Genomic DNA, 14,170 nt, shown 5'->3' on the forward strand with positions numbered 1-14,170 from the left:
ATTGGTAAAGCAGTTATACTTAAAAGGCAGGGTAAAAATATGCAGATGATTGATTTGTCCGGCGTCAAGGACTTCAATGCCGCTCGTTTCCTCATTTATTGGCTGGTAGCAACAGTCATTGCCATTCTCGTGGCATACAATATCGACCCTCAGAAAAAGCTGGTCTGGTTCAGACAGCGCAGTGACAACGGGTTCATGGTCCGCCGCGGCTGGTTTGGGAATTTCAGCCTGCTCGGCGTCCCCCGTTCCAAGATGGGCTTTGCCATTACGGCAGGTATTTTCATCGGGGCGGGTATTGTGTGGGCGCTGCTTATCTTTATGATTCTTCCGGTACTCGGCTATCATGTGTAAGCCTTGTTTTTCCTTATTAAGTAAATATGTTTTCTGCGTATGGCACAGGGGCAGGAAATAGTATCGGACCTGGTATTTTCCGGGTCCGTTTTTTGTAAGGCTGTTTATTTGCGGGGAGAGATTTATGACAAGCACGGAAACAATTTTTAAGGAACTTTTTGCAGGGGTTATGGAGATGTCGGATCCCGCTGTCTGGACTATGTTCGCCATCGGCGGGATTCTGATCTGGCTCGGAGTGAAAAAGGATTATGAGCCGGTGCTTCTCTTTCCTATGGGAGTGGGCTGTATATTGGCAAATATACCGGGGCATTTTGCCGTTATCCCGGTGGGAGGCGGGGAGCCGGGCTTTTTGCAGGTTCTTTATGAAGCGGGAATTGCCAATGAGCTGTTTCCTGTCCTGATTTTTGTGGCGGTAGGCGCGATGTGTGATTTTACGCCGCTTATCCGACAGCCTTATGTCATGCTTTTTGCGGCAGCGGCCCATTTAGGTATTTTTGCAGCGGCGCTTCTGGCATCAGCTTTTGGATTTCCTTTCAACCAGGCGGCGGCGATTGGCATCATCGGCGCGGCGGACGGTCCGACGACGATTTTTGTGGCGCAGAAATTTGCTACAGAACTTCTGGCGCCCCTCACGGTGACGGCATTCTGCTATATGTCCCTTGTCCCGATTATCCAGCCGCCTATTATCAGACTGCTGACGACAAAGCGTGAAAGACGTATCCGTATGGCATATAAAGAAGAAAAGCCCGTGTCCTGGACAGCACGTTTCCTTTTCCCTTTCATGGTGGTGCTTTTTGCAGGTATTCTGGCTCCTATTTCCGTACCGCTCATTGGCGCGCTCATGTTCGGCAATATGCTGAAAGTATCGGGCGTTGTGGATTCTCTGGCAAGTACGGCACAGAATGAAGTCGCCAATCTGGTGACGCTCTTTCTCGGCATTACGGTAGGCGCTACGATGACGGCGGAAAATATCCTTACCCTTGATGTCCTGAAGATCCTTATCCTCGGTGCGGCGGCGTTTATTTTCGATACGGTGGGCGGCGTGCTTTTTGCAAAGCTGGCAAATCTCTTCCTCAAGCAAAAACTGAATCCTATGATCGGCGCCTGTGGTATTTCCGCGTTCCCCATGTCGGGGCGCATTGTTGCCAAGATGGCTTTGAAAGAAGATCCTTCCAATTTCATTATCCAGCACGCCATGGGCGTCAATGTGGCGGGACAGGTCGCTTCCGTCGTCGCCGGCGGCCTTGTGCTTGCTCTTATTCCCGTTTTGTCATAAAGGAGGAACTATGTCAAGTTTGGACGCTTCCGTTTATCTTCTGGTTATCGCATATCCCCTGCTTTTCGTGGTGATGGCTGTTTTTATGGGGCTGACCTATCTTTTGCGAAGAGTATTTCCTGGAGACTGAAGAAGCGGGATTTCCTTCCGGCCGCGGTTTGCGGGGAGGGAGAAAAAGTTTTATACTGTACCTATGTGAAAATAATTCTCTTTTAGGAGGCAGAAATGAAAGAAACATACAGCAGAAGCAAATCCGTCTGGCAGCGGATGAATGCCCGTGAGCGCAAGGCCGCCATGGCATACGGTGAAAAATACAAGGCGTTCCTTGATACGGCACGCACGGAAAGACTGGCGGCAGCGGAAATTATCCGCCGTGCGGAAGAAAAGGGATTTAAACCTGTCTATACCATGAAGTCGATCAAAGCGGGAGACAAGGTATATTGGAACCAGAAAGATAAATCCGTTATTTTGGCGGTGATTGGGAAAGAACCTGTCCATGAAGGCATCAAAATCGTGGGATCCCATATTGATTCGCCCCGTCTGGATCTGAAAGCCAATCCGGTTCATGAACAGGACGGCATTGTGTACTTCCGTACCCACTACTACGGCGGGATTAAGAAATACCAGTGGACCTGCATTCCGCTGGCGCTCATCGGAGTGGTATTCACAAAAGACGGTAAAAAAGTGGATATCAATATCGGACTGAAAGACAGCGATCCCGTTTTCTATGTATCCGACCTGCTTATCCACATGGCGCAGGACCAGATGAAGAAGACTCTGGCAGAAGGGATTACGGGAGAACAGCTCCAGGCTGTCGCGGGCACCCATTCTGAAGAAGGGCAGACGCCGAAAGATGCCATCATGGCGCTTTTGAAAAAGGAATACGGGATTGAAGAGGAAGACTTCGCCGCCGCCGAATTGGAACTTGTTCCCGCCACAAAGAGCCGCGACGTCGGATTCGACCGTTCCCTCATTGCTTCTTACGGACAGGATGACCGCGTATGTTCCTACGCGAATCTGGAAGCCATCCTGGACGCGAAACCCGGTGTGAAGACCCAGGCCGCTCTTCTTACGGATAAGGAAGAAATTGGATCTTATGGAAATACGGGAATGGAGTCTTCCTATTTTGTGAAATTTGTGATGAAACTCCTTGCGCTGCAGGGACAGGGAAGTCTTCTTGATTTCTATGAAACCATGGAAAACAGCGAGATGCTTTCTGCCGATGTCAATTCCTGTCTTGATCCCATGTTCCCGGAAGTTTCTGAAAAAGACAACGCTTCTTTCCTGGGATACGGGGTTAACCTGACCAAGTACGGCGGTTCCCGCGGCAAGGCGGGCAGCAATGATGCCAATGCGGAATTTTTGCAGAAGGTCAGAAAAATCTTTAATGATGCCGGTGTATGCTGGCAAATCGGCGAACTGGGAAAAGTCGACCAGGGCGGCGGCGGAACAATTGCTTTCATGATGGCGAACTGGGGCGCGGAAGTGGTAGACTGCGGCACGTCCATGCTGTCCATGCACGCTCCCTGCGACCTGCTGTCCAAGGCGGACGCTTACGAAACGTACCTGGCGTACAAGGCATTCTTTGAAAGCAGGTAAGGAAAAGAGGAAATCATCGTCTCGGAAGGGGCGGTGATTTTTTTCGTGGGAAAATCCCGCTTATCTGTTTCATAAGAGCCGCATGTATCCCTCACATGGAAGAAGAGTATTTCCGTTGTTGACTACCGTCCTGCGCTGCGTTAAGATATCTGACAAGACAATCATGGCAGGATGTTGCAGGAACAGGAAGGATAGCAGTGCAGGAGGAATCAGAATGGATGAACATCAGTCCGGCGTAAAGCTGGAAGAAGCGTTGGAAGCAAAAAAAGAACTTGATGCAAAAGCGCAGAAAATACTTGAGGAGAAGGAAGCGGACTCCCGTATGAGGACATATACGGGACCGTTAGGCAGGGCGGTAGCCGTACTGCTGTGCGTGTGGACGGCATTCCAGCTGTATTTCACGACCATCGGAGCAATCAGTGCCGTCAATCTGCGGGCGATCCACTGTATCTTTCTTCTTGTTTTTACATTTTTATTATTTCCGACGTTTAAAAAAGAAACGCGGAAAAGAAAGCTTCCGCCCCTTTGGGACGTGGCATTTATCCTTTGTTCCGCAGGCAGTCTCCTTTATCTCATTTTGAATTATACCCGTATCGCCCGGACGGGAGGACGTATTTCCGATATGGAGGCAGCCATTGCCTTAGTCGCGGTGGTTTGTGTTTTTGAAGCGGCCCGGCGGGCATCGGGAAATCTGGCGGTACTTGCGGGAATTTTTCTTGCGTATAATTGGTTCGGCGCGTACCTGCCCGGCTATCTCGGTCATAACGGTTTCACTTTGAAGCGCGTGCTGATTACCCAATTCTGGGGAACGCAGGGCATTCTCGGCACGGGCATCGGCGTTTCGGCGACTTATATATTTCTTTTTGTTGTTTTTGGCGCGTTTCTGAAATATTCGGGCTTTTCCAAATTCATTAATGATTTTTCGCTTACCCTTGTAGGAACGACTTCCGGCGGCCCCGCGAAGGTGGCGGTCATCGCGTCGGGCCTTATGGGGATGATTAACGGTTCCGCCATTGCCAATGTGGCGACGACAGGAACGATTACGATTCCGCTCATGAAACGGACAGGGTATAAAAGCGAATTTGCAGGCGCCGTAGAAGCGGTGGCCTCTACCGGCGGACAGTTTACGCCGCCGATTATGGGGGCGGTCGGTTTTGTCATGGCGGAGTTTTTAAACCTGTCCTATACCTATGTGGCACTGGCAGCTGTCACACCGGCGCTGCTCTACTATATCGGCCTGCTTCTGGCGGTTCATTTTGAAGCGAAGCGGCTCGGGCTTTCGGGGATCGCCAGGGAAAATATTCCCGATGCATTGTCGGTGATAAAAGAACAGGGACATCTTGTCCTTCCCCTGGTGAGCCTTATCGGGCTGATGTTTACAGGATTCACCCCGCTTTATGCGGCGGTTATTTCCATTTTCATCACTGTGGCGGCAAGCTGGCTCCGCAAAGAAACAAGAATGACAGGAGATAAGATTATTGCCGCTGTTATTGAGGGCGCGCGGAGCGCCGTTTCCGTAGGGGTATGCTGCGTCATCATCGGCGTCATTATCGGTACGGTCACACTGACATCCATGGGACTGAACATGGGCTATCTCATTCTGTCTCTTCTGCAGGATAATCATGTGTACCTTGCCGGTTTCCTTGTCATGATCATGTCCGCTATTTTGGGGATGGGCGTTCCCGGCGTCGCGGCGTATGTCATTGTCCAGGCGGTTGCTGTTCCTGTCCTTATCAAGGCGGGGGTGCTGCCTCTTATTGCCCACATGTTCTGCCTGATTTATGCCTGCCTTTCCAATATCACGCCGCCTGTAGCCATGTCAGCCTATGTGGCGTCTGGGATTGCCGGTTCTGATCAGACGAAGACGGGACTTATGGCGGTGCGTCTCGGGCTTATCGGTTTTATTATTCCTTTCTTTTTTCTGGATAATCCCGTTCTTCTCATCGGTGTCGATCCGGCGGCGACCGCCGTGGAAACCCTTTGGGCTGTTTTCAGCGCGGCGGTGGGGACGTTTGCCCTCGTCGGCGCATTGGAAGGCTGGATTCTATGCAAGTGCGGATGGGCGGAACGGATTGTACTTTTCATTGCTTCGCCGCTTCTCCTTTTTCCCGGAACGATGACAGACTTTGTCGGATTTGCAGGGATTGCCGCGGTTATAGGATTCCAGTTCCTGCAGCGGAGAAAAGAAACTTGATTTCCCCTGACACAGGGGTATACTTATGATAATCATTTATTTTCTGCAGCATGGGAGGATGGAAAAATGAACATGAAGCATTTGAAAAAAGCGGCGGCGGTTTCACTGGCGGCTTTAGCCGCAGCAGGGATGATAGCAGGCTGTGGCGGAGAAAAGAAAGCATCGGCGCCGTCATCACAGCCGGCAGCGCAGACGGTGAAAATTAATTTTCCGACGGCTGGCGCGTCAGGCGCCCTGTATGCGGTGGGGGCGGCAATCACCAATATGTGGAACAATAACGTTCCCGGTGTGCAGGCAGCGAGCCAGGCTTCCGCAGGCGGAATTGCCAACCTGAATATGGTTTCCGACGGCGAAGCGCAGGTGTCCATCGCTATTTCCAGCAATGTGTACCAATGTCTCAACGGGACGGACAGTTTCAAAGATCATCCTTATAAAGATTTGAAAGTGATTGCCGGTCTTTACATGAATCCGAACCAGGTGGTGGTCACTGCCAAGTCGGGCATTCAGACTTTGGCTGATGTAAAAGGAAAGCGTTTTGCCGTAGCGTCGGCAGGATCTTCTGTATATAACGAAAGCAATGCCCACTTCACCGCGGCGGGACTGAAATTTCCTGATGACATCCAGGCGGAGTACATTACCTTTACCGATGCTGCCGATATGCTTCAAAACGGCTCTATTGACGGCGCGTGGATCATGAGCGGCGTTCCCGCTTCCGCCGTCACCCAGGCTTTGACCGGCGGCGCACACCTGGTAGATATCGATGATCAGCTCGTGAAAGAACTGAAAGCGAAGTATCCCTGGTATGCAAGTTATACTATCAAGGCGGGGACCTATCCGAACCAGGACAGAGACGTCCATACCACGGCGGTTAAAATGGTTATGTTCACCCGCGGGGATATGCCGGAAGATGTGGTGTATAATCTGACGAAAGCTTTCTGGGAACATATCGACGAACTGGGGCAGGCACAGAAGAACCTGAAAGGCCTCAAGCCGGAAGACGCGGTGAAAGATATCGCAGGTGTGCCGCTCCATCCCGGCGCTGAAAGATACTATAGGGAAATCGGTGTATTGAAATAAGGAATAGAAAGAAAACATCGTCTTTACAGGGGCGGTGTTTTTCTTTTGAAACTGCCCGGTGAGCATGTACCGGCAGCGAACATTCTCATTATGACACTTTCCGTTCCCCATTGTTGGTGACACTCTTTTCTCTAATCGTCATTCTGAACGGAAGTAAGAATTCTTTGTGAGAAAGATGGGGAAATAGAACAGCGACACAGAGTGAAGAATCTATTACCCGGATGGCATCTTCCCGCTTTCCCCACCACGGTAATAGATCCTTCGCTCGTGCTCAGGATGACGATTAGCGTTTCCTGTCATTATGACGCTTAACGTTTTTCATCATAGTGATGCTTAATGTTTACCGTCATTATGACGACTTCCGTATCCCGTCATTCAGAGCGGAGGCAAGAATGCTTTATGGGAATAAGGGAAAAGAGTTATGTGACGAGGAGCGATGAATCTATTACGCTGGTGACATCTTCCCGCTTTCCCCACCACGGTAATAGATCCTTCGCTCGTGCTCAGGATGACGATTAGCGTTTCCTATCATTATGACGCTTAACGTTTTCCATCATAGTGATGCTTAATGTTTACCGCCATTATGACGACTTCCGTACCCCGTCATTCAGAGCTTTGGCAAAAATACCGTATGAGAAAGCAGGGAGGCAGCAATATGACACAAAGCGAAGAATCTGTTACCTTGATGACGTTTTACCGTTTTCCTCACCGCGGCAGCCGATTCTTCGCTAATATGCATAATGACGCCTTCTGTCCCGTCAGTTCTGTGACTGCTGCCCTTTGCTAAAGAAAGAGGGTCGCTCAAATTTAAAATATTTTTTTAAAACTATTGACAAGGAAATCCTCATTCGCTAAAATAATCACAATATTTAAAAGTGCTGACGGAAAAAAGTAAATTTCCTTTCCCGGCGCAGAGAACCGATGGATGGTGAAAATCGGTGCGGGCAGGAAGTCGAAGTTCTTTCCTGAACTGCTTTGCTGAAATAACAGTAGGCATTGCCGGAGTGGCTCACGTTAAGCAGCTGAGAGTTGATCTGATGAAGTAGGGTGGTACCACGGAATATCCGTCCCTTGGGTGCCGCCTTTTTTATTTTTCATCAGATAAACAGGGTGGTACCGCGATGAGTCCCGTCGTCCCTTGCAATTGGCAGGGGACATTTTTTATAGGATAGAAGTGCAGTAGAAAGAGAGGGCTCTCAAATGAAAAAATGGATGAAACTTACGGCAGCGGCAGTGGCGGCAACAGCTTTGATCTATGGATGCGGAGGAAACAGTGGCGGAGAGAAGAAGGCAGATGACGGGGAAAAACAGATTGCTGTGGTGCAGGTGATGCAGCATGGTTCTCTTGATGCGGCCAATCAAGGATTTCTTGACGGCTTGAAAGAAAGGGGCTACGGCGCGGACAAAATTTCAGTAGACCAGCAGAATGCCCAGGGAGACCAGTCAAATTTAAAGACCATTGCGTCCCGTTTCAAGGCCAATCGTCCTGATCTTATCTGCGCGATTTCCACACCTGCCGCACAGGCGGTAGCCAATGAAATTCATGACCTGCCCATTATCGGGTGCGCCATTACTGATTTTGAAACGGCGAAACTGGTAAAATCGAACAGCCGGCCGGAAACGAACGTGACCGGCGTTAATGACCGCGGCCCTGTGGAGAAGCAGGTAGATATGGGACTTAAGTTCCTTCCCGCGGCTAAACGTCTTGGACTGATTTATTCCTCCAGCGAAGTGAACAGCCAGATCCAGGCAGACCAGGCGAAAGCCCATGCGGCGTCCCTCGGCCTTACTGTGGTGGAACGGACCGTTTCCTCCGTCAATGATATCCAGCAGGCAGCGGAATCCATGGTGGGACAGGTAGATTTCATCTATGTTCCCACGGATAACGTGATCGCTTCTTCCATTCCCACTTTGGTCAAGGTGACGGATCCCGCGAAGATTCCTGTATTCGTAGGTGCGGACAGCATGGCGAAAGACGGCGCGCTCGGCTCGCTCTCCGTGGATTTCTACAAGTCCGGTATACAGGCAGGACATATGGCAGCGGATGTGCTTGACGGGAAAATCAAAACACAGGATACCGCCGTAGAGGATCCTGAAGTTCTGGAAGTTATCATTAATAAAAAATCGGTCGAAACTTTGGGGCTTACGATCCCTGACGAATATAAAAACGCGAAAATGGTGGGATAAAGCAGATACGATATGCGGAATGATCAATCCGGCATAAAGCATTTTCTGTCCCGTGTCACAAAGATTTGGTATTTCAAAAAATTTTACAGACCGGTGATTAAAAGAGAGTTGTGAATGATTTCTCATTCCTACAGCTCTTTTTTGATGAATGTATGACAGTGGGAATAAGGAATTGAAACCGAAGAATACAGCTTGGTTTTCAAAATCGGGAATTTTATGTTCTGTTATAAACAGCACATTCAAATACAATGGCGGTGTTGTACAAAACTTGATTTTGATTACAGATCCTTACTATTAAGGAATAAATAAATTATTTATTGTGATCAAGTGATAGATAGAAGTATTAGTCATATATTGTAAAAAATATGGCATAGTGATATCATAAAAGTGGGTATTCTTAAAGCAAATGGGTTTAAGCATTAAGAATTTAACCCTTATATCCTGCATGCAGGAATCACACAAAATTATATAAGGAAAGCAGTCGTGGGGAATCCGGTTAGAATCCGGAACTGTCCCGCAACTGTAGAGGGAGTTTTGCGGCTGCAAGCCTTTCACAGAGGAGCCGCAGGATAAGGAACTGAGTCAGAGTGCCACCTGCTTTCTATGAGATTGGCGTAACTTGCGAGGTATAAGTTAATGCATAGGAAGCTGGTGCTGTATTTTTAATATGGCAGAAGTCTTCTATGTATCTTTCTTATGCCTCGTTTTATAAATTTGTGGTATGAGCGTACCATAAGTTAAAAATTAAAAATAAATTTTTTGTGTGCGGGGAAATGCCGCGGAAGCGGTGCATATCTTTTTTATATTTTTTAGTTATGAGGAGAATCAGGATGAAGAAGACATTGGTAATGGCGGCTGCAGCAGTTTTAACCGGAAGCATGGCATACCCTTCGCTGGCAGAGGAGTATGTTTTTGAGATGGCGCCCGTTGTTGTCACAGCGAATCGCATGAATGAAAATTTGGTGGATGCCAGAGCCGATATCAGTGTAGTTACGAGCCGGCAGATTGAGAAACTCCATCTGAATACCGTGGAAGATGCGCTGCGTACAGTGCCGGGGACACAGTATCTGAATTATGGCGGAAATGGATTGAATGCCAATTTAAGTGGGATCCGGATTAATGGGAGTAAGGATATTATACTGCTTGTGGACGGTGTACGTGTAACAGATTTCAACGGCGCGAATAATTCAGGGTATATGTATTCTTCTCTGCTGAATAATATGGATAATGTCGAACGTATCGAAGTGCTACGCGGCAGTGCCGGCGCGTTGTATGGAAGTGGCGCCAAAGGCGGTGTGATCAATATCATCACCAAGAATCCCGGGGAAAAGAAAACGACCGTGGATATAGCCAGAGGAACCGGCGGACGGGAAATGTATAAGCTGACTACGATGGGAAGAGTAGGGAAGTTTTCCTACATGGCCTATTATGACAAATTGCTGATAGGTGATACCAAATCCGGTGACGGAAGGCTATGGCCCGGGCACACCCATACCTTATCGGACGGAGTGAAATTTGCTTATGATTTTACTGATAAACATTCTCTTTCCTTAAGTTATGACAAAATGAAGTCAAGATATAGAGGATATGATTTTGTGTATTCAAACCGGTATCATGGCGATTATAAGTCCGATATGCTGACTCTGCAGGATAAGATATCCATCGGGAAGCATTGGGATAACCAGTTTACTTACCGCCGGAATAAAGTAAAGACAAATTATTTTCAGGATTATGACATGAATGCGCAGTCCAATTGGGGGATAAGCAGCGACTATACTTATGACATCATCGGCGAGCAGGTGAGCTTCCATGATGAATGGAACCGGCTGACTTTTGGTGTGGATTATTCAAAGGGAAGGGACAATGTTCTTCGGGCGGCAGGATTTGACGTAAATGGGAATCCGGTCAAAACAAACCACTGGTATGAAAATTATTCTTTTTATATACAGGAAGATTGGAATTTCCTGCCACGGTGGTCTCTTTCCGGAGGCCTGCGGCATGACCGCCCTGAGACTGATCAGTATACTGCCGATTTTTCCAGCCATACATCCAAAAGCTACCGCCTGAGCTATGAAGTTACACCGAGGGATACCGTGTATGCGGGACGCAATGATTTCTACATTCTGCCGGGGCTTGATGTTCTTTATATTCCCCAGTATGGAAATGCCAAAGTCAGACCTGCTTACGGGCATACGGATACCGTCGGATACAGCCATGTATTCAGTGATACGACTATGTTTACCTTTAACTGGTTCAGAACAAAAGATGAACAATCTATCGGATATGATACTTCATCAAAAAAATATAAAAACTTTAATCAGGGTGTTTCAAGAGGATGGAACGCCCAGCTGATTTCGCAGATCGGGAGCAAATGGAGCGCCAATGTAGGATGGGCGCATTTGTACTCCAATGTTCCTGGGGATAATTTTTCTCTCGGATATTCGCCGAAAGATAAACTTACTTTTGACATGATCTATCACAATAAGAAGTTCACCGGAGGTCTGGACGGATTCTATTTTATTCGGAGAAAGAACCCGGTAAACGGTGATTTGAAAGGGTGGCCGGACGATAAATACGGAATTTATAACCTGAGTTTCAATTATGAACCGAGAAAAGATTTTAATTTTTATCTGAAAATCAATAATATTTTCGATAAACTTTGGGCGGAGCATACAGATGTCATATGGAGCGACCATACGCCGGGAACATGGTATTCCATGCCGGGGCGTACATGGCTGTTCGGCGTGAAGATGGAAGTGTAAGGCATAGATCGTTGTAGTGGAGAAAAGGCGGGATAATGATGAAATATGTGTATGGCAGAAAAAAGTGGCTGGCAGCCGGTATAGCAGCATTGCTTATCAGCGGCGCCGGAGTGGTTCCGGATGTGCTGGCGGCGCCGGTTTATACTTCCGGTATTACGACCAAGGCAAAAAAAGATAAGGCGACTTTCGGAAGTGCCTATAAAGTGGAAAACGGTGTTAATAAATATAATCTGGAAGACGGATCAAAAATCAGTATCCACGGCACTTATTACGCTGAAGGCATTACGCCGGGGAAAGGAACGACATCCGTTGTCACCGTGGGCGATGGGACAGGAACGCTGTCCATTGATACTTCCAGCAGTGACGCGGGAAATTCGCAGGGGGCGGGGATTCTCGCATCTGACGGGAGCCGGCTGACCATAAACGGGAACCTGCAGATTAAGACTTACGGAGGCAGCTGTTTTGCCGACGGTATTTACATGATGCGCGCCGGCACCGGTACGGGAGCCAAAGCGAACATTACTGTCAACGGCAACGTATATATAGGGGATCCGACGGCTGTTGGAGAACCTCCGGATTCCTCTTCCCGGGACGCGAAATGGGGAGTCAATGCGGCGGAAATGCATGGCGGTTACGGGCCGGACGGCCATGTTCCGGGATGGGCGGATGAATATACCGGCGCCCGCTGGCAGCCTACCGGGGTCGATGTGGATATGTCGGACGGCAGCTCCATTGATCTCAACGGCGATGTGTACCTGGCTGTCCGCGGCTCCGCAATGAAGACGGATCCTTATTACAAGTCTGCCGGCATGGATGACTATGATATCGCTGTTATTAATGCCAATAAAGGGAATGTGACCATAGTGACGCCGACAAGCGATAAAGAGAGTTTTTATGCCCTTGCCAGTTACGGCGGCACTGTCAATGTGAATATGGCAGGAGCGGACGCGGCTTCCCATAAAGTGAATATCAAGGGGAATATCATCGCCATGCGGGATGATAAAAGCCACAACGGACAGCCTTACTTTTTCCAGAACGGCCGCATCAATCTGGCCTTGGCAAACAGTGATTCCCAATGGACCGGTGTGGTGGACAACAGCGGATCTGATCAGGCGGGAGAGGTGAATCTCTGGCTGCAGAACGGTGCCGTATGGAAACACAGCTCTCCATCGCGGACCAATGGGCTTCAGGTAGAAAAAATGCCCCAGCCGAGCGTATTCCACTATGGGAAATATGACGGAGTATCCCATGTGAACCAGTTGGTGGGCGGAAACTCCGCCGACAGGGCAGGCATCATTTATCCCGAGGAAGCATCGAAAATCCATGTGATGAACTATAGCGGACATGTCAAAGTTATTTATACTCACGAGGGAGATGGCAGTACGACCGCATCTTACCGCGGAGGCGATTTCCGGATAAAGAAAGCAGCTGCCGGTTCGGGAATTGTTGTATCCACTAATAACGCAGGTATTGATATGAATAATGATGATGCTGTATGGAAAGCATTGAACGCGGTGGCGGGGAAGATATATTATGAGGGATCCGTGGACGGCGAGAGTAATCTGGCGGGTAAGGCAGAAATCGCGGAAGGGCTGACCGCGTCATCAGCATCTGCCAAATTAGCGGATATGAAGTATAAGAAAGACAACCACGGGCAGGGATATGTAGAAAAAGGATCAGCACCGAACCCGAACCCGAACCCGAATCCGAATCCGAATCCGAACCCGAATCCGAACCCGAATCCGAATCCGAATCCGAACCCGAATCCACCGACACCACCGGTTCCACCGATTGTCCATGGGGATAATGAGACGGCGCTGATGAAAGGTGGACGCAGCGTGCTGACTGATTCCGCTTTGGAGTGGAGAGATGACGCCATGCAGGGGATGCTTCGTTTGGACATGCTCCGCTATCGAAGCGGCATGGAGGGTGCATGGGGAAGAGTTTATGGCGGCAGATGGAAATATGACGGAAACGGTATCGGAATAAAAGAAAACTATTGGGCAGGCGAAGCCGGGTACGACCGCCGTTACCCCAATAACTGGCGTGCAGGTATATCTCTGGATTACAGAGATGGAAAGGGCAAGTATGATTTTGGCGGAAGAGGCGACAGCAAACTGTATGCCCTGTCGCTCTACGGCTCGAAAGATCTTGCCCGGGGCGCCTTTGTGGATATGATCGTCAAAGGGGGTTATATAAAGAATAAGTTTACCCTGTATGATAGAGGAAGAAATCAGTTTACGGGATCATCTACCGCCAGAGGTTACAGTGTGGCAGGGAGATACGGAAAGCGCTTCGGAACGGGAGATTTCTACTGGCAGCCGCAGATCCAGTTCACCTGGGCGCATTTGGAACCTGATGAATACGATGTTTCCAATAAAAGCGCCGTGATGACTGTGAAGGGGCAGTCTTTTGACAGTTATGTGGCGAGGGCAGGTATTGAAGCAGGACGTATCGGTTCTTTCGGTGATCTGTATGTAAGAGCGGGCATTGCCCATGAATTCGGCGGCAGAATTAAAGCGTCCTATTCCGCTGCTGACGGCGGTACTAAGGAAACCAGCTATGATTTAAAGGATACCTGGGGGGAATTAACGGTAGGCGGCACGTATAATCTGTCACCTGTAAGCCGTATTTATATAGATGTGACAAGAGGATTTGGCGGGGACTGGAAACGGGAGTGGCAGCTGAATGCCGGTTTCCGGTGCGAGTTCTGAGAAAGGCGGT

Annotated in this window: 9 protein-coding genes, 1 riboswitch and 1 other annotated feature; all 9 genes read left to right on the forward strand. The window is 48.9% G+C overall.

The genetic code is table 11. The annotated features are described in order from the left end of the window. The first annotated feature begins 39 nt into the window (after positions 1–39). The 9 genes from GCWU000321_RS08070 to GCWU000321_RS08105 all read left to right on the forward strand — a co-directional run bounded on the left by GCWU000321_RS08070 (position 40) and on the right by GCWU000321_RS08105 (position 14,160). Entirely contained in the window at positions 40–351 is a 312-nt protein-coding gene (locus tag GCWU000321_RS08070) for a hypothetical protein (RefSeq protein WP_007070722.1), read from the forward strand. Between the two features lie 124 nt (positions 352–475). Then, entirely contained in the window at positions 476–1,627 is a 1,152-nt protein-coding gene (locus GCWU000321_RS08075) for a sodium ion-translocating decarboxylase subunit beta (protein WP_007070723.1), read from the forward strand. A 225-nt stretch (positions 1,628–1,852) separates the two neighbouring features. Further along, the gene (locus tag GCWU000321_RS08080) at positions 1,853–3,226 is read left to right on the forward strand and encodes an aminopeptidase (RefSeq protein WP_007070725.1); all 1,374 of its coding nucleotides are present in this window, start codon (positions 1,853–1,855) and stop codon (positions 3,224–3,226) included. A 214-nt stretch (positions 3,227–3,440) separates the two neighbouring features. Beyond that, positions 3,441–5,420: a TRAP transporter permease gene (locus GCWU000321_RS08085; protein WP_007070726.1), complete on the forward strand. Its 1,980-nt coding sequence runs from the start codon at positions 3,441–3,443 to the stop codon at positions 5,418–5,420. Between the two features lie 66 nt (positions 5,421–5,486). Further along, entirely contained in the window at positions 5,487–6,497 is a 1,011-nt protein-coding gene (locus GCWU000321_RS08090) for a TAXI family TRAP transporter solute-binding subunit (RefSeq protein WP_007070727.1), read from the forward strand. Between the two features lie 655 nt (positions 6,498–7,152). Next, entirely contained in the window at positions 7,153–7,284 is a 132-nt protein-coding gene (locus GCWU000321_RS09875) for a hypothetical protein (protein ID WP_007070728.1), read from the forward strand. A gap of 82 nt (positions 7,285–7,366) precedes the next feature. Continuing rightward, positions 7,367–7,572, forward strand: a binding site (T-box leader). Positions 7,573–7,697: 125 nt separating this feature from the next. Beyond that, a complete protein-coding gene (locus GCWU000321_RS08095) occupies positions 7,698–8,684 on the forward strand; it encodes an ABC transporter substrate-binding protein (RefSeq protein ID WP_007070729.1) in 987 nt (328 codons plus the stop codon). A 461-nt stretch (positions 8,685–9,145) separates the two neighbouring features. Further along, positions 9,146–9,297, forward strand: a riboswitch (cobalamin riboswitch). Positions 9,298–9,514: 217 nt separating this feature from the next. Further along, positions 9,515–11,446 (forward strand): TonB-dependent receptor plug domain-containing protein, encoded by a 1,932-nt coding sequence (locus GCWU000321_RS08100; RefSeq protein WP_007070732.1) that lies wholly within the window; start codon positions 9,515–9,517, stop codon positions 11,444–11,446. A gap of 35 nt (positions 11,447–11,481) precedes the next feature. Continuing rightward, positions 11,482–14,160: an autotransporter family protein gene (locus GCWU000321_RS08105; protein ID WP_007070733.1), complete on the forward strand. Its 2,679-nt coding sequence runs from the start codon at positions 11,482–11,484 to the stop codon at positions 14,158–14,160. Positions 14,161–14,170 lie beyond the last annotated feature (10 nt).

Source organism: Dialister invisus DSM 15470, from assembly GCF_000160055.1.
Lineage (GTDB): Bacteria > Bacillota > Negativicutes > Veillonellales > Dialisteraceae > Dialister > Dialister invisus.